Origin of the sequence: uncultured Stenotrophomonas sp. (genome assembly GCF_913778665.1) — a bacterium.
GTDB lineage: Bacteria > Pseudomonadota > Gammaproteobacteria > Xanthomonadales > Xanthomonadaceae > Stenotrophomonas.
Window position 1 is genome coordinate 451,103 of record NZ_CAJYVQ010000012.1, and the last position, 19,164, is coordinate 470,266.

A 19,164-nucleotide genomic window follows, 5' to 3' on the forward strand; every position below is an offset into this window, starting at 1 on the left:
TTGGCCAAGCAGCGCGCGCGCTGTTTCACCAATCACTTTCACCCCAGAGAGCTGTCACCCATGGGTATCAAATGCGGCATCGTCGGCCTGCCCAACGTCGGCAAGTCGACCCTGTTCAACGCGCTGACCAAGGCGGGCATCGCCGCGGCGAACTTCCCGTTCTGCACCATCGAACCGAACGTCGGCATCGTGCCGGTGCCGGATCCGCGCCTGGGCGAACTGGCAGCGATCATCAACCCGCAGAAGGTCATTCCGACTGCGGTCGAGTTCGTCGACATCGCCGGCCTGGTGGCCGGTGCGGCCAGCGGTGAAGGCCTGGGCAACAAGTTCCTGGCGCACATCCGCGAAGTCGATGCGATCACCCACGTGGTGCGCTGCTTCGAGCACGGCGACATCGTGCACGTGGCCGGCAAGGTCGACCCGATCTCGGACATCGAAACCATCGATACCGAACTGGCGCTGGCCGACCTGGACAGCGTCGAGAAGGCGCTGAACCGTGCCGAGCGTGCGGCCAAGGGCGGCGACAAGGACGCAGCGGCGCGCAAGCCGGTGCTGGCCAAGCTGCAGGCGGCGCTGTCGGATGGCAAGGCTGGCCGTTCGGTCGGCCTGGACGATGAAGAAAAGGCGCTGGTGCGTGACCTGTTCCTGCTGACCCTGAAGCCGGTGATGTACATCGCCAACGTGCTGGAAGATGGTTTCGAGAACAACCCGCACCTGGAAGCCGTGCGCGCGCATGCCGCCGCCGAAGGCGCGCAGGTGGTGCCGGTGTCGGCCGCGATCGAAGAAGAGCTGTCCCAGCTCGACGACGAAGACCGCGACACCTTCCTGGCCGACCTCGGCCTGAGCGAGCCGGGCCTGAACCGCGTGATCAACGCGGCCTACAGCCTGCTCGGCCTGCAGACCTACTTCACCGCAGGCGTGAAGGAAGTCCGCGCGTGGACCGTGCGCAAGGGCGCCACCGCCCCGCAGGCTGCCGCGGTCATCCACACCGACTTCGAGAAGGGCTTCATCCGCGCCGAAACCATCGCGTATGACGACTTCATCAAGTACAAGGGCGAAGCCGGCGCCAAGGAAGCCGGTCGCCTGCGCCTGGAAGGCAAGGAGTACCGCGTGCAGGAAGGCGACATCCTGCACTTCCGCTTCAACGTCTGATCCGGCAGCAACGGATTGATCCCGAACGCCCCGCCTCGCGCGGGGCGTTCGCGTTTCTGGGCGTGGACAAAAAAACACCACCTAGCGAAACGCCTGCGGTGTGATGTTCGCCGGCACTTGTCCACAGCAAACTCCCATCGCTTTCCACGCCTGGTGTGGAAAACCATGTGACGCCCTGCAGAACCGAGCCCATGATCGGCTGATGCCGGCCGGAGCCGAGCATGGACCCGGTGCTCCGGGGCTCAAACGTGCAACGTGGACAAATATTCACCACGCTATGAAACGATTGCGCGGCAACACTCCCGCCCACTTGTCCACATCAAATCCCAACCACTCTCCACGACGGGTGTGGAAAACCGTCGAAGAGCATGGACAAAAAATAACCACGCTCCGAAACGCTTGCTGCGCAGTGCTCGCCGCCACTTGTCCACACCAAACCCCCACCGCTTTCCACGGCCCGTGTGGAAAAAAGAACCCGGCACTCCCTTGCCGGGTTCTTCCCGCATCACCAGTTGTACGAGACGCCAAGCTGGGCGCCGACATCGCGGAAGCCCATGCTCCCGCTCTGCCGGCTGATCTCGCCCCAGCCGCGCCAGCCGCCGGACAGGTCCACCTGCACACCGGCCTTGGCCTCGTAGATGTCGCGCGGCAACCGCCGCTGCAGCAGGTCGCCATCCATGGCGATGGCCGCATCGTTGCCACCGGACCACCAGTTCACCGCTACGAAGGGATGCACCTGGCCCTGGCCCGGCGTGAGCGCGCGGCTGTACAGGCGCAGGCCGACACGGGTCGTGGTCTCGCCGCCGCCGCGGTCCTCCACTTGGGTGCCGTTGGCCTCCACCACACGGTCGGCGTCGTAGCGGCCGTGGATCACCTGCAGCTGCGGCTGCAGGTAGATGCCGCGCTGCGCCGTGTGGTGCAGCGGCAGGGTGTAGCCGGCTTCGGCCGACGCGGTCCAGCTGTGCGCGTCGTAGTGCTCCTTCTGCAGCCCTTCGCCCTGCACGCTGTTGCGGAAGCGGCCGTACTGCAGCCAGCCATCCACATACAGGCCACGCTGCATGGTGGCGTCCTGCAGCCAGGTGGCATACGCGCCCACGCTGCTGCCCTCAACCACGCCATGGGCGGTGTAGCCGGTCAGCGTGGAACGGCTGTCGTTGCGTGCCCGGCCATGGCCCAGCATCGCGCCCACCTGCAGTTCACCCTCGCCCTGCACATCGAAGCGGCGGCCCACGCCAAGCAGCACGCTGTCCATCGAGCCGTCGACCTGCACCTGGCGGCGGCTGTCGTGGCTGTCAGGCTGGTTGCTGCGTACGTGCAGCCACGCAACCACTTCGCCGGTGTGGCCGGCCTGCGCGGCCGGGTCGCCGGCACGGTCGTACAGGCCATGGCGGAACATGCCCAGCGCGCTGCTGCGGTTGGCCTGGTAGACCGCCGGTTCCGGGCGCTCCACCTTCGGCGGCTGCGGCGGCTGCGGCGGGTCCAGCGGATCGATCGGCGGGTCGACCGGCGGCGGTGTCGGGTCCACCGGGTCGACAGGCGGATCAACGGGCGGATCCACCGGCGGATCAATGGGCGGATCGACCGGCGGATCCACCGGCGGCACGTACTCAGAACGCAGGTACCAGTTGCCATCGTCCGGCGTGCTGACCCCCCCCTTGAAAAGGAAGTAGTCATAGGCACCGGCCACGGCGCGGCCCTGCAGGGTGAATTGCGCATCGGACTGCCCGCCCACGCTGATCAGGCGGATGCCCTCGCTGGTCAGCGCACCGGCGCCGCCCGCGTTGCGCACGCTCACCGTGGCGGTGCCGCTGCTGTTGCCCTCGATCACCAGACCATCGCCCAGCGACGCATCGTCGCCCAGCGCACGGTTGAACAGCCACTGCCCGCCATTGCCGATGTAGTCGCCCGTCACCGTCACCGTCTTGAAGCCCGACGCATCAGGTGCATCGAATGCGATGAGGCCGGCATGTTCGAGCGTGCCCAGGCTGGAGCTGGCGCGCACGTTCCACTGGCTGCTGGCGTCCAGCCCCAGCTGCGCCACCTGGTAGCCGGAATCACCGCGCAGCGCACCGCTGAACTGCGTGCCGTTGTTCAACAGCATGTGCACGTCGGCGGTGGCGCTGTCGACCACCACATCACCGGCCAGAGTGCTGGCATCGGCCACGAAGTCGATGCGGCTGGTGGCCACGCTGCTGCCATTGGTGAACACCGTGTCGCTCACCCGCAGCAGGCGCCCGCTGCCGGCACCGGCGCTCACATCACTGTTGTTGACCGTCAACGCATGGTTGCTGCCCTGCAGCCAGAATGCGGCGCCGCTGGCGGTTTCGATGTGCGCGTTGTTGAAGGTCGCGCGGTTCCAATAAGGCCCGAACGCGGTCAGGTAGGAGCGATAGGCGCCGCTGTTGCTGCCGGTCAAGCGGATGTCCACACTGTCGGCCATTGCCAGCTGCGCGGTGTTCATGTGCACGATGCCGAACACGTTCTCACCGGCACTGCGGATCGTCACGTCATCCAGTGCGACGCTGGCTGTCGAACCGCCCAGGAACACGCCACCGCCGCCGTTGCCGCCGATCTCCAGGGTGGTGCCCTTCAATTGCCCAAGGCTGCTCGTGCTGCCGGTCGAGCCGGTCACGCGCAGCCCGTAGACGGCATCGCCATGGGTGGTGATCGATCCGCCCTGGACGCTGGCCAGCCCGCCATAGACTTCCACGCCGTGGCCGTTGGTGTTGGTCCAGGTGTCCACTGTGCTGTCGGTCAGGTACAGGCGCGATTCGTCGCTGGCCAGCCAGAATCCAGAGAAGCCGTCGCGCACGTCGAAACTGGCCTCGCTTGCGGTCAGGCGGCCCCAGTTGTTGATGTTGGCGCCGTAGCCGCCCACGGTGCTGAACTTGCCGCCTACGATGTCCACGCTGGAGTAGAGGCCACTGCTCCTCTTGCCCATGACCCGGATGTTGCCACCGATGGAGGCCACGTTGGTGTTACTGAGCAGCACACTGCTGCCGTCATCAATGTCGAAGGATCCACCCGTCAGGTCAGTATTGCTGACCTCCGCGCGGCTGCCTGCACCGCTCACCAAGAATCCGGCCAAGTTGTTGCCGGGGGCGATGATGATTCGGCTATCGCTCACCGACAGCAGGCCACCGCCACGGGCGCGAAGCTTGCCATATTCACCAGCAGTGATATCCAGTCCAGTGGCATGTACTTCGCTGCCTACGCCGGATGCACCCAGGATGTCACCCGATACCAAGGTGATGCGCCCGCCCTCGTAGCGAACTACGCCGCCGTCGTAGGCCTGAACCATCGCATAGCCGAAGCCGTTACCGCTGGCATCGATATCCACGTTGCTCGCCTGGATCAGGCTGCCTGCTCCGCGGGCGGACAGCCCGTCGTCGCTATAGCTTGCTGCGGGGGCGATCGATAGCGACGCGTCCTGCAGCGTCACCCGGCCTCCTCCCGTAGCAGCGATACCCCCGCCCCCGTCGGCGGTTACGTCGATATGACTGCCATTGATGGTTGCCGTGCTACCCACGCCCTCCACGATCAGGGCACTGCCCCTGCGATCATGGTGCAGGGTGTCATCAGTACCCAACTGTAGAGTGTTTCCGTCAGAAACGACCAGCGGGCCGGTCAGATCGGCTGCATGCACGGGCAGCGCCGCGCATAGTGCGGTCGCCAGCAGGCTGGGGATCAGGGGGGGGCGTCCAGGACGCGCGCGCGCTGGCGCACGGCGGGGCCGTGGGGAGAAGACGTTCATGATGATGGACTTCCTGTGGCCGGGCGCAGCACGGCTGCGCGGTCTGGCGCGGCAGGGCCGCGTTGCTGCGGGGACCCGGCTCATGGCCGCTGTCGCGCCCCCGGGCCTTCCGTCCCGCCGCGTGCCTGTCCAATGAAGGCAGGGGTGCCGTGGAGGGATGTCACAAGTCTAGAACTCAGGCTGCTGCACTGGAATCAGACGCTTCCTAAAGCGTAGGCACGCGTGCCCCCGGCCGGCTGTCGCTCAGGCAAACAGCGAGGCTTGGAGGCAGTACTCGATCAAATTCTGGTCGCTGTCCACGCCCAGCTTGCGCATCGCGCTGATCTTCTGTGTGCTGACCGTCTTGGCACTGCGCTTCAGCTGCCGGGCGATATCGCCCACGCTCATGCCGCCGGTGAACAGGCGGATGACCTCCAGTTCGCGCGGTGACAGCCGCGCGCGCACGGCATCGGCGTTGGCCGGTTCAGCCGACGCTACCGGCAGCAGGCCTGGTGGCCGGTAGATGCGATCGACCAGCACCGTGCGCAGCGCCTGCACCAGGCTGCCCAGGCCGTGGCTCTTCAGTACCACGCCACTGGCACCGGCCGCATACATGGCTGCCACCAGCGTAGGGTTGGACACCATGGTCAACACAAGCAGGCGCGTGTCGGGGAAGCTGCGGTGCAGGTAGGAGATCAACTTGATGCCGTCGCCAAACTGCTCGTCACCGGGCATGCTGTAGTCGGTGATCACCACCTGCGGCTGGGTAAGCGTCATTAACTCGACCAATGTGGCCGGATCCGCGGCTTCGGCTACAACGTCCAGGTCGAGTTCGCCGGCCAGCACGTCGCGGATGCCAGCTAGCACGATCGGGTGGTCGTCGGCGATGAGGATCCGTATGGTCATGGCGGGGGCGTGTTGCGGGAAGAAGGGAGGGGCGGGGTGGTCAAGGGGTGCAGCAGGGTCTGCAGGCGCTGCTGGAAGCGCTGCACAGGCTCAGCGACTACGGAAAGATCGTTGCCCTCGATGATGCGCTGTTCCAGCTGCAGGCCGGTGTCGACCAGATCCGTTGCGCCCACGATCACCAACGCTCCACGGATCCGGTGCAACATCTGTGCAATACGCGCAGGCTGCGACTGGTCCATCGCGTTGCGCAGGCTGTCCAGATCGGCCTGCATGGTCTGCACGAACAGTGCCCGCATTTTTTCCGGTATCTGCAGCGGTGCATCATCGACGGCGCCTTCATCAACCTGCAGCATCGGCGGCGTGCTGTCCGTCGCAGCCGGCTTTCCGTCGGCCAGCGAGGCCAACAGGCGCTGCAAGGCTTCCAGGGTGATAGGTTTGACCAGCACGCCCTGCATGCCCGCTTCGCGGCAGCGTTCGAATTCGGCCGGATCGGCATTGGCGGTGGCGCCGTGGATGGGCACATCCACGCCGCGTTCGCGCAGCGCTCGGGCCAAGCCATATCCGTCGAGTCCGGGCATGTTCAGATCGGTCAGTACCAGTGAGAACGCGCACTGCCGCCAGTAGCTCAGCGCTTGATTGCCATCGCTGGCGACCACTGCGTGGCATCCCAGCTGTTCCAGTTGGTCGCGCAGGATCGCCTGGTTAATCGGGTTGTCTTCGGCCACCAACACCTGTTGTCCAAAGCGGCGAGCTACCGGCAGACGCCCGCCCGCGTCGGCCGGCAGCGGGCGTCCGGCTGCGCTGGCCAACGCCAGCACGATCGAATCCAGCCGGTGCAGTCCCACCTGCCAACAGCTCTTTTCCAATTGCGGCTGCACGCCCCCATCGCGGCAGGCCACCACGTGCGCGCCATCCCAGGCGGGGACCATGTCATCCATTACCAGGTCCAGCAACAGCGGCGTGGTCCCGTGAGGCAGCACGGTATCCTCGCTAAATGCGCTGGCCTGTGCGCCGCGCTGCTGCAGGCGGTCGCACAGCGACTGAACCAGTTCGCGGATGCCGCCGCGCACCTGCACCGGCAGGCCTGCCGGCAGTTGCGGTGGCGCAGACTGCAATGGGTCGGCGTGCGTGGCCGGAAGCGGCAGCTCGACGGTGAAACTGCTGCCCAGACCGCTTTCGCTGACCACGCGCAGCCGGCCGTGCATCAGCGACAACAGGTGCGCGCAGATGGCCAGGCCCAGGCCGGTCCCCCGCATGGCATCGGTGCTGGGGTTGGCTTGGAAGAACGGTTCAAACAGATGGGCCTGATGTTCTCGAGTAATACCGATGCCGGTATCAGCCACCTGCCATTGCAGGATGCCGTCTTCACCGCGCGCGGCCACGCCCAGGCGCACCACCACGCGGCCGCTGTCAGTGAATTTCAGGGCATTGCTGATCAGGTTGTTTAGGATCTGCCGGATGCGCGCGGCATCACCACAGACCGTGGTCGGTACATCTGCATCGATGCAGGCATAGAACTGCAGGCCCTTGTTTGCCGCGGCGGCGGCGTAGGAGTCAAGTGCGTCCTCGGTCAGCCGCGCCGGATCGAACGCGCTGGGTTCCAGGCGCAGCTGACCGGCTTCGGCCTTGCTTACATCGAGGATGTCGCTGATCAACTGCATCAACGTCGACGACGACCGCTGGATGGTGGCCAGATAGTCCTGCTGGCGTGAGTCCAGCGGGGTCAGCCCCAGCAGTTCCAAGGTGCCCAGCACGCCGTACAGCGGCGTGCGGATTTCGTGGCTCATGGTGGCCAGGAACTGGCTCTTGGCCCGGTTGGCTTGGTCGGCCGCGCGGCGCGCCTGCTGCAGCATCTTCTCGACCTCATGCTGGCTGCTGAGGTCGGTGAACAGGCACAGTACGGCCGGCTGGCCCCGGTAGCGCGCAGGCGCGGCGTTGATCAGCAGATGGCGGTCATCCGGAGTGGTGTAGGCCAGGCTGTCGCCCAGTGCGGTGGCGCCGGCGTCAAGCACGCTGCACCGCCACGGGCCACGCCAGCCACCTTCATCGTGGTCGTCGCCCAGCCAACGCCGGGCCAGCGCGTTGTCCAGCAACACGCTGCCATCGCCACGGTGCAGCAGGCACAGCCCGATCGGTGCATTGTCCAGCAAGGTGCGGCTGAAAGCCTCGCTTTCCAGCAAACGCGCCTGGTTGCTGCGAAGCGGCTCGATCACGGTACGCCGATAGGTGTGCAGCACCAGGCTGCCGCTCAGGGCCAGGAGCAGGGCCACCACCATGCTGCCCAGCAACGGTGCGCGCGGGTTATGGAAGACCTGCTGCCAACCTACGTGGTACACCGCCAGCCAGCCCCGTTCGGTGCGCATGTGGAACACCAGGCCATCCAGTCCGGCGCTCCATGAGGTCCCGGTGGCACTGGCGTCGGCGGCATCGCCCAGCAACAGGCGCTGGCTGTCGTCGAACAGCGAAAGGCTGTCGAACACCGGCGTTCCCAGCACCTGTTGGTAGTCATTCACGCGCGCCGGATCGAGCAGGCAGCCCAACGCCGCCAGCGAATCATCACTGGGTTCTCCCCACAGCCGGGCATCCTGCGGGGCATGGACCACGGCCAACAAGCGGGTTTCTTCGTCGCGCCACCGGACCGGTGTCCAGGTGATGCCGCCGCTTCGCAACGTCGGGCGTTCGCGTACTGCCTGGTGGATGCTGAGCAGCAGCGGCTCCAGGTGATGCGGGCTGATTTGCGCGGCATCGTCCGCCGTTTCCTGTAAAGGCGCCAGTAGAGCGCGCAGTCCCTGGCCATCGACCAGCAGGCACTGGGGGGGCGGGTAGTGCGATGTCGCCCAGAACGTGCCATAGAAGCGTAGGAAACGGTCCCCCAGTCCGGTGGGGGGGGGCAAGTATCCGGCCTGCTGGCCAACCAAGGTGAAGTTACCGAACAGAGGACCGGTCATCGGCGGGCCACCGATTGCCGGCATCGGCTGCCCGCGCGCGCCCACGTCATGCAGGCGCCACTGGCGCAGGAAGCGCTCATGCTCCCGCAGGGTGTAGTCTAGGCGGCGAGAGTGGAAGCGGATTTTGTTCCGCTCTTCCTGAAACAGCTGTGCACCGATGGCCAGCAGCAGTCCTGCCTGCAGTGTGGCCAGCACCACCACGCTGATCAGCAGCGCGTGGACGCGCAGGTAGCGGCGTGCGAGTCGGCGGACAGGAACGGCCTCGGCCAGCATATTGAGTCTCGAGGCGAGGAAAGGGGGCCGCCGCGCCAGCATGTCCCCGCGGCGTTCGTTCATTCATGATAGTTGATGCGCCCTCACCGGCTCGTGAAGCCGCCGCGTGCGCTCAGTGCACTTCCATCCTCTGCAAAGGCGAAGCGGATGGTGCTTCTTCATCCAGCAAGCGGACGAATTCATCGGGCGGTATCGCCTGGGAGATCAGGAAACCCTGCACCTGGTTGCAGCCCAACTGGCGCAGAGTGGCCAGGTCGGCATCGCTTTCCACGCCCTCGGCGACGATGGTCAGGCCGAGTTGATTGGCCAGCGAGATGACCGTAGACAAGGTCAGGTACAACGCAGGATCACGCGCGCAGCCACTCACCAGCGCACGGTCTATCTTGACCTCGGTGAAGGGAGTATTGACCAGGTTGTGCACTGAACTGAGACCCTGACCGAAGTCATCCTGGGCCAGGCCAAAGCCTTTCATGCGCAGGCGACAGGCGCCGGCATAGAAATCGCTGACATGGCGGGTCGTGCTGTTTTCCATCAGTTCGAAGCAGAGCAGGCCGGGCGTGCCGCCGTGGGCCAGGGTCAGGTCCAGCAGTTCGTCGGGCAGGTCCGACTGTTCCAGCAGGTGCGGCGGCAGATTGATGGATACCGGCATGCGAAAACCCTGTTCGCGCCAGCGCGCCTGCGCGCGGATGCTGGCCTTGAGCATGACCCGCAGCAGCTCACCTTCCAGGCCGTGGCGGCACAGCGCAGGCAGAAAGCTGCCGGGGGCAAGCGTGCCCAAGTGCGGATGCATCCACCGCACAAGCGCTTCGGCGGCGACGACACGCCCAGACTTCAGCGATTTTTTGGGCTGGAACCAGGCCGTCAAGGAACCGTCAGCCAACGCGGCACGTAACTGTGTGGCGTCCGGCTCAGGCATGATCGCGGCAGGACCATTGGCAGTGGGCGCGCGCGGGGGAGCCAGTGCCCGGAGCAGCGCATCGACGTCGGCGGCGGCCACCGGCTTGGGCAGTAAGCCCACTACGTCCAGCCCCAGCGACTCAGCCATCAGCCGGGCTGATGTCATTAGCCGCCTCGATGCTGCACTGACCACCGCAAGGCGCGGCGGGCGCGGGTGCGCGGCGAGCGCTTGGATGAACTGGATACCATCCTGACCTGGCATCAGCAGGTCGCTGACCACCAGATCATAGGATTGGCAGGCGCACAGCGCGATTGCCGCCTCAACGTCCTCGCAGGCATCGACCTCGACGGCATCGCGGTTGCCAAACAGGTTGGCCAGGAACCCTCGCTGGAAGGGTTGGTCTTCGAGGATCAGGATACGGTGGGTCATGCGGAATTTCCTTGGCGCAGGGTGGTAATCGCCTTGCGCAGCCGGGCGATGTCGATGGGTTTGCTCAGGTAGCCCTGCATGCCGCTGGACAGGCAGCGCTCGCGCTCTTCAGCGGTGGCGTTGGCGGTGACCCCTATCACGGGCAGCAGGTGGCCTTCGCTGCGCAGTTGCCGGGCAAGCGCATGGCCGTCCATGCGTGGCATGTTGATATCGGTCACTACCAGATCGAAGGTGTGCCTCCTGCACAGCTGGAGCGCTTCCAGACCGTCCTGCGTCAGTTCGATCTCGCAGCCGAGCGTGTTCAGCTGCTCGGCCAGGATCACACGATTGATCGGATTGTCTTCGACGACCAGTACACGCAGGCCCAGCGGAATCAGCGGGGCGGCACTGGCAATCTGCGGCAGCGCCGCCTGCTGGTGCTGTACGCAGGCTACTGCATTGCCGATCGCAACCATGCTATGCAGCGTTACGACCAGACTGCCATCGTCGGCCGTGACGGGCTGATCTCCACCTTCGATCGACGCAATCACGCGAGGCCCCTTCCAGGCCAGAGGCATCATCGTCTCGCTTTCGACCAAGATCCCGCCGTCCTGGTCGAGCAGGGCGGGTTCACCCGATAAGGGTTGAGCGTTGGCTCCCCAGCGCTGCAGCCACCCACACACGCTGTCGATCAGCTCGCGGTCATGCCCGCGCACCAGGACCGGTGGCTCTGGCTTCAGCGTCGGACCGTCCTCAGCGGCGGTGACCACAGGCAATGGCAGGCTTACGGTGAAACTGCTGCCCAGGCCTGGCTCGCTGACCACCTGCAGTTCGCCACTCATCAGTCGTACCAAACGGTCGCTGATCGACAGGCCCAGACCGGTGCCCTGCCTGCTGGCCGCACCACGAACCTGGCGGAACGGCTCGAACAGCAGTGCTTGCTCTTCAGCGGCAATGCCTATGCCAGTGTCGGTAACCTGCCATGCCAGTACGCTGGACTCGGCCTCCCGCTTCACCTGCCTCACGCGCATCACCACGCGGCCATGTTCAGTGAACTTGATCGCATTGCTGAGCAGGTTGCTCAGCACTTGTCGGATCCGGTCAGCATCCCCAAGCACGCGGGTCGGCAGGCCTGGGTCGGTGAAGGCGTGGATGTGCAACCGCTTGCGGGTGGCTGATGCGGCGAAACTGCGCAGTACGCTCTCGGTCAGCTCGCGCGGCGAGAACGAGCTTGGTTCAAGGCTGAGCAGGCCCGACTCGATCTTGGAAACATCCAGCACATCGCTGATCAACTGAAGGAGCACCGACGACGAGCTTTCGATCGTTCTTAGATACTGTGCTTGGCGTGCATCCAGCGCGGTGTGGCCGAGCAGTTCAAGCGTCCCCAATACGCCGTACAGCGGCGTGCGGATCTCATGGCTCAGGGTCGCAAGAAAAGCGCTCTTGGCTTGGTTGGCTGCCTCGGCAGCCTGCCGCGCCGACGACAGCGCAGCCTGGGCCTGGCGGTGCCGTGAGATGTCATGGAACACGCACAGCAGCACATCATCGCCCTGGTAACGGCAGGCGGCATGGAGCACCTGCAGCTGGCGTCCTTCGCGGGTGGTGAATTCCAGTCCGCGGCCGCGCCGCTCGCCGGCGTGGCCGCGCCACGGCGCCTGCCAGTCGCTGTCTTCGTCGTCCTTGCCGAGCCAGTCGCGCAGCAGCTGGTTGGACAGCAGCAGCTGGCGGTCACTGCTGCGCACGACGCAGATCCCGACCGGTGCCATGTCGATCACCGTGGCGCTGAAGTCCAGGTTCTCCAGCAGGCGGCGGTGTTGCTGCAGTGCCGGCTGGATCAACTGGCGGTCGACGCGGTGCCGCAGCAGGCGCAGGGTGATGCCGGCCAGCAGCAGTGCCAGCGCGCAGGTCAGCAGTGGCGTCGCCAGATCGCCCAGCAGCAGCCGTGGCGGCAGGTGGTAGACCAGGCGCCAGCCATCGTTGCCGACGCTCTTCACCAGCGCCACGCCGCGCGGAACGCCGGCGCTCCACAGCGTGCCGAAGCTGTCGTTCTGGCGTTTCCGCAGGGCTTCCCAACCGGCGTGGTCCAGACGCGGCACCTGGCTGGACAGCGCAGGCTGGCCCCCGCCGTCGAGCAGGGCATAGCCGTCGATGCCCTGGCCGTCGATCAGGTTCGCCGCTGCCGCGCCATCAAGCAGCAGCAACAGCCATTGCGCCGGCTGTGTGCCGGCCTGCACCGGTTGCGCCAGTACCACGCCGGCCTCGCCCGGGCGCAGCCAGTACACCGGATCGGCCCCATCCAGACTGCCGCTGCGGGCCTGCAATGCGCGCAGCGACGGCAACTGGGCCAGCTCCACGTCGACCGCAGCGCCGGCCAGCAAGTGCGGACCGTTCTCGTCGACCAGCACCAGCTGGGTCTGCAGTGCCTGCAGCGTGTGCTCGGCGCGGGCTGACATCAGCAGCTGCTGGCCGGAGGCGGCGTCCAGTGCGATCCGGCGCACGCCTTCACCGTCGGCCGCTGCACTGGCCGGCGCACCCTTCACCACCGAATCGCCAAGGTAGCGCAGCAGGGCTTCGCGCTGGTCGAAGTAGATCTGTGCCTTGTAGGCGGCCGCGTTCATGTCGCGGCGATGGGTCGAGATCTCCTCGGTGAACGCGGTGAGCAGGTAGAAGCCCGCAGCGGCGGCCAGGCAGATGAACACGCACACGGTCAGGCAGCGCAGCAGCACCGATGCGGTGCTGGGCGGCGCAGACTGCGGCAACACGGGGCGGGAAATGCAGAACATGGGCCGATGCTAGAGAGCCGCGCCGAAGCGGCGGAATCAGCTGTTTCCTAAAAGCCGCTGCCGTGCTGCTGCCGGCGGCTCCTTGCATGGCCGCCGTTCAGAAAGGCATGAAAAAGCCCCCGCCGGAGCGGGGGCCTGTCACACCGCGGTGCGGGGCGTGCTGCTTACAGCGCGCTGCCGCCGAACTTGTGGGTGTACTGCAGGTTGATCGTGCGGCCAACGCTGTCGAACCAGGACACGTCGTAGTAGGGGTACGCGGTATACGTGGCGTCCTTCGGTGGCATCTTGTTGAACACGTTGACCACCGACAGCGACAGGCGTGAATGGTCGTCAAAGCGGTACTGCAGCGACGCGTTGTAGCGGTAGGTCGCCTTCACGTACGGGCTGCCACCGCTCTCCCAGTCAAACGACTGGTCGTAGCTGTCCGAGGTCGGCAGCTTGCCCAGGCGCGAACCGTAGACCGTGGCAGACCACGCGTCCTTCTCCCAGGTCACGCTCAGGCTGGTCTTGGTGCGCGGGATGTCGAAGCCGCTGTTGACCGCGAACTGGTCAAGGGTCGGATCGCCCGGGTAGCGCTGGAAATCGTGCTTCTTCACCCAGGTATGGGTGCCGTTGAGGATGAAGTCGCCGATCCCGGTCTGCAGGCGGTAGCGCAGGCCGACGTCGATGCCGGAGGTGGACTCGCGAGCAACGTTGATCGGCGCCACGCGCACGCCGTACAGGCGACCGTCGCTGGTGCGGGTGATGCGATCGAGCGCATCCACGCAGGTCGGCGAGCGGATGTCGGCGCTGCCGAGGCGGCAGTTGGCTTCATTGGCCAGAAGCGTGCGCACGTCCATGTCCTGCACCTGCTTGCGCATGTCGATGTCGAACCAGTCCACTGACAGGTCCAGGCCGATCGCCGGCGACCAGACGAAGCCCGCGCTCCACGAGGTGCTGGTTTCCGGATCGAGCTGGCGGTTGCCGGTGCGGCTGCGGATCAGGTTGCGCTCGTAGTCGGAACAGTCGCTGGCGCCCTCCAGGCGGCAGCTGTACAGATCCTCGGCGCTGGTCTCGTCGTTGCCCGGGCCGGCGAATACGTAGTGCAGGTCCGGTGCGCGGAACGCGGTGCCGTAGGAGCCACGCACCAGTAGGGTGTCGATCGGGCGCCATTCCAGGCCGCCGCTCCAGGTCGCCTTGCCGATGGTGTGGCCGGAGTAGCGATACTGGTCGTAGCGGCCGGCCACGCTCAGGTTGAAGGTCTCGTGCAGCGGCATGCGCAGCTCGGCGGCGGTCGCCCAGCGGTTGCGCGAGCCCTGGCCGTCCGAGTCCTTCCAGCTGTAGTAGTAGTACTGGGTGGCCAGCAGATCGGGATTCAGCGCGTAGGCCTGCTGGCCCACTTCCACGGTCGCAGCGAAGCCGGCATCACCGCCCGGCAGCCCGAACAGCGACGCATTGGTCAGGGTGAAGGCCGCCATTTCAGTACGCGACTTCGGCGAGTAGGTGGTGCGCGCGGCGATCGAATCGTACTCGGCGCGGGTCAGCGGCCGGTACAGGCGCGACGGGTCGGCGTTGTAGATCGGGAAGCCGTCGTCATCCACGCCCAGCTGCGGGCCCAGGAACAGGTCGTTGGCCTTGGCGGCGATGATCTGCGCCCAGCTGATCCGCGACTGGTACTGCGAATGGCTCAGCGCCGCTTCGTAATCCCAGTCCCCGGCCAGGTTGCCCTTGAAGCCGGTGGTCACGCTGAAGGTCTTCTGCGTGCTGCGCACCATCGCATTGCGCAGGCCGCCCATCTCCTCCGGCGAGAACTGGCGCTGCCAGAACTCAATCTCGCCGGTGGCTTCGTTGTTGAAGTAACCCGACTCGTCACCGTTGGCGTCCATGCGGCCCCAGTGGGTGACGTCGCGCATCAGCGACATCGTGTGGTAGCCCAGCTGCACGTCGGCGAACCACTGCTGGCCGTTGTCGAAGTCGTAGCTCAGCGAAGCGTAGCCGTTGGCCCCGCGACGCTTGCTGAGGATGGTGCCGTAGCCGATCGAGGCGTCGCTGCCGCAGTAGTAACCGTACTTCGGGCGGTAGGCGCGGTAGGTGCTGCCCTGGTTCTGCCCGGCCAGTGCTTCGCAGGTGGCGGCACCCGGGTCCAGGTAGTTGTCGTCGTAGTCGGTGCGCAGGTAAGCGCGGCGCGCGATGCGCGAGCCCTCGGTGGGGCCGTCCTGGGTCGAATCCTGGATGTCGCGCTCATAGGCCCACAGCGGGGTCTGCGACTGCAGCTCGACGCTGTACACGGCGTTGAAGTTGCCGCGGCTGAAGCCGCTGGCCAGGCTCATGTCGAAGGACTCGCCACCGCCTTCGCTGGTGGTGCCCATGCGCATGTCAATGGTGGTGCCGTCGGCCTTCTTCTTCAGGATGAAGTTGACCACGCCGGCGATCGCGTCCGAGCCGTAGATGGCCGAGGCGCTGCCGGTCAGCACTTCGATGCGCTCGATCATGCCCAGCGGGATGTTGGAGACGTCGGTGAAGTTGCTGCGGCCCTTGAACGGCATCGGGAAGTCGGCGATGCGGCGGCCGTTGACCAGTACCAGTGTGTGGTTCGGGCCCAGGCCGCGCAGGTCCACCTGCTGGGCGCCCGGCGAGAAGTCGGCGCCACTGGAGGACTGCTGGCTCTGCGTCTCACCGCCGTTCTGGGTCATCGCGCGCAGCACGTCCGGCACGGTGGTGAAGCCGCTGGAGCGGATCTGCTCGGCGCTGATCACCGTGATCGGGGCGGGGCCTTCCACCTGGGCGCGCGGAATGCGCGAACCGGTGACCTGCACCGCGTCCAGTTGCTGTACCGAAGAGGAAGCCGGAGCCTGGGCCGCCGCGGAAGCAGCCACGCCCATCAACGCCAGCTGGATCGACCACGCCATCGCCTTTCTACGCATGAGGAATTCTCGGAAATGAAGCCGGCCCGCAGAGGAGGGGCCCTATCCCCCATTCAGATTTCCGGAATGGGCGCGCGCATTTAACGCCTTTTTCATGTCCTTGACTACTGGGTCTCTATCTGGCAAAGAGTGAAAACGCTTGCAAGTCGATTTTGTTCAGGGAGATCAAGATGCGGCGCCTTCAGCGGATCCTGCATACCCCCTTCGCCTGGCTGGTGCTGCTGGTGGTGTCCTGGCCGTTGGCCGTTCCCGCGCAGGACCTCTACGGCCCCGGCTTCACCTATTACGAGGTGGGCGACCTGGAGGCGCCGCGGCCCGGTCCACGCGCGCCGGCGATGATGTTGATGGGCGGCGGCGAATGGGTGCCGGAGGCCTTCCAGTGGTGGTTGAAGCAGGCCGGCAACGGCCGCGTGCTGATCCTGCGTGCCTCGGGCGGTGACGAACTGCAGGACCGCCTGTACCGAGATATCGGCGGTACCACTGCGGTGCAGACCCTGGTCTTCGACAGCCGTCGCGCCGCCGACGACCCGGCCGTGCTGCGCGTGGTTGCCGCGGCCGACGCGATCTTCATCGCCGGCGGTGACCAGTCGCGCTACATCCGTTTCTGGAAGGGCACGGCACTCAACCGCGCGCTCAATGCGCATGTGCGTGCCGGCAAGCCGATCGCCGGCACCAGCGCCGGCCTGGCGATCCTGGGCGGCTACGCCTACGGCGCGATGGATGGCGGCAGCATCACCTCGGCCGGCGCCCTGGCCGACCCGATGGGCAGCGCGGTGACCCTGGACAGTGGCTTCCTGCAGATGCCGTACCTGCAGCGCGTGGTCACCGATACCCACTTCGACAAGCGCGACCGGCTCGGTCGCCTGATCGTGTTCGTGGCGCGCGCCGCGCAGGACAGTGGCGACCCTGGCATCGTCGGCATCGGCGTCGACGAGGACACCGCACTGTGCGTGGAGCCCGATGGCCAGGCGCAGGTCTACAGCGCCGATGGCGAGGGCAAGGTCTGGGTGGTCAGCCCCGGCCGGGATGCCGACCGCCTGGTCGAAGGCGAGCCATTGCGCTTCCATGCGGTGCCGGTGACGGTGGTCGCCAGCGGCAGCCGCATGCGGCTGGACGACTTCGAGGCCGAGGCCGACTACCAGGCGGTGGCCGACGTCAGCGACGGCGAGCTTGAGTTCACGCGCCGGTAGTGCCGGCCGCTGGCCGGCAACCGCCCTTCCGCGATGCGCCCCTTGCCGGCCAGCGGCCGGCACTACGCTGCAATCCATTCCCTTGTCCTGCTGGAGACGTACCCGATGAAACTGCGCTTGGCGCTGTCCGCGCTGCTGTCCCTGCCTTTGCTCGCCCAGGCCGCACCGGCCACTCCGCCGCTGCTGGTCATCCATGGCGGTGCCGGCGTCGAGCGCAAGGATCTTTCGCCGGCCGAAGAGAAGGCGGCGCGCGAGGCGCTGCGGGCGGCCCTGCTGAAGGGCCACGCCGAACTGGCCGCCGGCCGTCCTGCACTGGCGGCGGTGACTGCCGCGATCACCGTGCTCGAGGATGATCCCACCTTCAATGCCGGCAAGGGCGCGGTGTTCACCCATGACGGCCGCAATGAGCTGGACGCGGCGGTGATGGATGGTGCGACACAGTCGGCCGGCGCGGTGGCCGGCGTGCAGCGCGTGCGCAATCCGATCCTGCTGGCGCAGACCGTGATGCAGAAATCCAAGCACGTGATGATGGTCGGGCAGGGCGCCGAGGCGTTCGCGGTGGAGCAGGGCATCACCCTGGTTGATCCATCGTACTTCCGCACCGAAAAGCGCTGGCAGCAGCTGCAGCGCGCGCTGAAGGAAGAGGCCAGCGGCCAGGCGCATGCCGACCTGGAGACCGCAAAGCACTTCGGCACCGTGGGTGCGGTCGCATTGGACGCGCAGGGGCATCTCGCGGCGGGCACCTCCACCGGTGGCATGACCAACAAGCGCTACGGCCGGGTCGGTGACTCGCCGATCATCGGTGCCGGCACCTGGGCCGATGCGCGCTGCGCGGTGTCCGGCACCGGCTGGGGCGAGTACTACATCCGCAGCGCCGCCGCGCACGAGATCTGCGCCCGGATGCGTTACCAGGGGCAGACGCCGGAGCAGGCGGGCAAGGGCGTGATCAATGAGACGATTCCGCGGATGGGCGGCGACGGTGGCGCGATCGTGCTGGCCGCGGACGGAAAAATGGCCACGCCGTTCAACACCCAGGGCATGTACCGGGGCTGGATCGGCGCCGACGGTGTCCCGCATGTCGCAATTTTCGCCAGCGAGACCCTGCCGGTCTCCAGGCAATAACCTTGCGTATCAATGGGTTTGCGACAACGTGTGAAAAAGATGGAAAAAAGCGTTGACAGCCCCCCGCCCGATCAGCAGAATAAGCGGCTCACCACCACGCACCGCAACGCTTCGGCGGCAACGGAATGGGGTGGTAAGGAGGGATACCCAAGCGGCCAACGGGGGCAGACTGTAAATCTGCTGGCTTACGCCTTCGGTGGTTCGAATCCACCTCCCTCCACCAGTTTCACGTTGTGACATTCCCGGCGCGGGAGTAGTTCAATGGTAGAACCTCAGCCTTCCAAGCTGATGGTGCGGGTTCGATTCCCGTCTCCCGCTCCATTGAATGAACTTTGAATATTATCGAGTTCATGTCATAATGCAAAACTCGGCTCACGTAGCTCAGTCGGTAGAGCACTTCCTTGGTAAGGAAGAGGTCGAAGGTTCGATTCCTTTCGTGAGCACCATCTTAAGCATCACCTCTCAGACGAATTCGAGATAAGCAGCCATGGCCAAGGGTAAGTTCGAGCGCACCAAGCCGCACGTCAACGTCGGCACCATCGGTCACGTCGACCACGGCAAGACCACGCTGACCGCGGCGCTGACCAAGATCGGCGCAGAGCGCTTCGGCGGCGAGTTCAAGGCGTACGACGCGATCGACGCGGCGCCGGAAGAGAAGGCGCGCGGCATCACGATCTCGACCGCCCACGTGGAATACGAATCCCCGACGCGCCACTACGCGCACGTGGATTGCCCGGGTCACGCGGACTACGTCAAGAACATGATCACCGGTGCGGCGCAGATGGACGGCGCGATCCTGGTGTGCTCGGCCGCTGACGGCCCGATGCCGCAGACCCGCGAGCACATCC

General features: G+C 66.0%; 10 protein-coding genes and 3 tRNA genes. 7 read left to right on the plus strand and 6 right to left on the minus strand.

Annotated features, from left to right (window positions below; genetic code table 11):
• Nucleotides 1-60 precede the first annotated feature (60 nt).
• On the plus strand, nt 61-1,152 hold the full coding sequence (gene ychF / locus QZ853_RS19740) for a redox-regulated ATPase YchF (protein ID WP_010481740.1): 1,092 nt from the start codon (nt 61-63) through the stop codon (nt 1,150-1,152).
• A gap of 505 nt (nt 1,153-1,657) precedes the next feature.
• On the opposite strand, the gene QZ853_RS19745 is transcribed toward ychF, so the two are convergent.
• From QZ853_RS19745 to QZ853_RS19770, 6 genes are all read right to left on the minus strand, one after another.
• Nucleotides 1,658-4,594: an autotransporter outer membrane beta-barrel domain-containing protein gene (locus QZ853_RS19745; RefSeq protein ID WP_295578847.1), complete on the minus strand. Its 2,937-nt coding sequence runs from the start codon at nt 4,592-4,594 to the stop codon at nt 1,658-1,660.
• 555 nt (nt 4,595-5,149) lie between these two features.
• Complete coding sequence (locus QZ853_RS19750) at nt 5,150-5,791, minus strand: response regulator transcription factor (protein ID WP_295578858.1); 642 nt, start codon at nt 5,789-5,791, stop codon at nt 5,150-5,152.
• Entirely contained in the window at nt 5,788-9,012 is a 3,225-nt protein-coding gene (locus QZ853_RS19755) for a hybrid sensor histidine kinase/response regulator (protein ID WP_295578870.1), read from the minus strand. Before QZ853_RS19755 ends, QZ853_RS19750 begins: the two co-directional genes overlap by 4 nt.
• 112 nt (nt 9,013-9,124) lie before the next feature.
• Nucleotides 9,125-10,339 (minus strand): EAL domain-containing response regulator, encoded by a 1,215-nt coding sequence (locus tag QZ853_RS19760; RefSeq protein WP_295578883.1) that lies wholly within the window; start codon nt 10,337-10,339, stop codon nt 9,125-9,127.
• Nucleotides 10,336-13,101 carry a response regulator gene (locus QZ853_RS19765; RefSeq protein ID WP_295578898.1) on the minus strand — a complete coding sequence of 922 codons (2,766 nt, stop codon included), beginning with the start codon at nt 13,099-13,101 and terminating at the stop codon, nt 10,336-10,338. The genes QZ853_RS19760 and QZ853_RS19765 overlap by 4 nt, the downstream gene beginning before the upstream one ends.
• 164 nt (nt 13,102-13,265) lie before the next feature.
• Nucleotides 13,266-16,004: a TonB-dependent receptor gene (locus QZ853_RS19770; RefSeq protein WP_295578913.1), complete on the minus strand. Its 2,739-nt coding sequence runs from the start codon at nt 16,002-16,004 to the stop codon at nt 13,266-13,268.
• 170 nt (nt 16,005-16,174) lie between these two features.
• Between QZ853_RS19770 and QZ853_RS19775 the strand changes: the two genes are divergently transcribed.
• The 6 genes from QZ853_RS19775 to QZ853_RS19800 all read left to right on the plus strand — a co-directional run.
• Nucleotides 16,175-17,194 carry a cyanophycinase gene (locus QZ853_RS19775; RefSeq protein ID WP_295578925.1) on the plus strand — a complete coding sequence of 340 codons (1,020 nt, stop codon included), beginning with the start codon at nt 16,175-16,177 and terminating at the stop codon, nt 17,192-17,194.
• A 105-nt stretch (nt 17,195-17,299) separates the two neighbouring features.
• Nucleotides 17,300-18,316: an isoaspartyl peptidase/L-asparaginase gene (locus QZ853_RS19780; protein ID WP_295578928.1), complete on the plus strand. Its 1,017-nt coding sequence runs from the start codon at nt 17,300-17,302 to the stop codon at nt 18,314-18,316.
• 137 nt (nt 18,317-18,453) lie between these two features.
• Nucleotides 18,454-18,539: transfer RNA gene (locus QZ853_RS19785), tRNA-Tyr, on the plus strand.
• Nucleotides 18,540-18,563: 24 nt separating this feature from the next.
• Nucleotides 18,564-18,637, plus strand: a tRNA-Gly gene (locus QZ853_RS19790).
• A 49-nt stretch (nt 18,638-18,686) separates the two neighbouring features.
• Nucleotides 18,687-18,762 (plus strand) — tRNA-Thr (locus tag QZ853_RS19795).
• A gap of 41 nt (nt 18,763-18,803) precedes the next feature.
• On the plus strand, nt 18,804-19,164 hold a 361-nt coding region (locus QZ853_RS19800), incomplete at its 3' end, for a GTP-binding protein (RefSeq protein ID WP_295578932.1).

What these genes read in the sequence shown, in the direction of transcription:
- QZ853_RS19755 (WP_295578870.1), bottom strand. Translation starts at nt 9,012, where the DNA reads ATGCTGGCCGAGGCCGTTCCTGTCCGCCGACTCGCACGCCGCTACCTG.
- ychF (WP_010481740.1), top strand. Translation starts at nt 61, where the DNA reads ATGGGTATCAAATGCGGCATCGTCGGCCTGCCCAACGTCGGCAAGTCG.
- QZ853_RS19780 (WP_295578928.1), top strand. Translation starts at nt 17,300, where the DNA reads ATGAAACTGCGCTTGGCGCTGTCCGCGCTGCTGTCCCTGCCTTTGCTC.
- QZ853_RS19760 (WP_295578883.1), bottom strand. Translation starts at nt 10,339, where the DNA reads ATGACCCACCGTATCCTGATCCTCGAAGACCAACCCTTCCAGCGAGGG.
- QZ853_RS19770 (WP_295578913.1), bottom strand. Translation starts at nt 16,004, where the DNA reads ATGCGTAGAAAGGCGATGGCGTGGTCGATCCAGCTGGCGTTGATGGGC.
- QZ853_RS19775 (WP_295578925.1), top strand. Translation starts at nt 16,175, where the DNA reads ATGCGGCGCCTTCAGCGGATCCTGCATACCCCCTTCGCCTGGCTGGTG.
- QZ853_RS19750 (WP_295578858.1), bottom strand. Translation starts at nt 5,791, where the DNA reads ATGACCATACGGATCCTCATCGCCGACGACCACCCGATCGTGCTAGCT.
- QZ853_RS19765 (WP_295578898.1), bottom strand. Translation starts at nt 13,101, where the DNA reads ATGTTCTGCATTTCCCGCCCCGTGTTGCCGCAGTCTGCGCCGCCCAGC.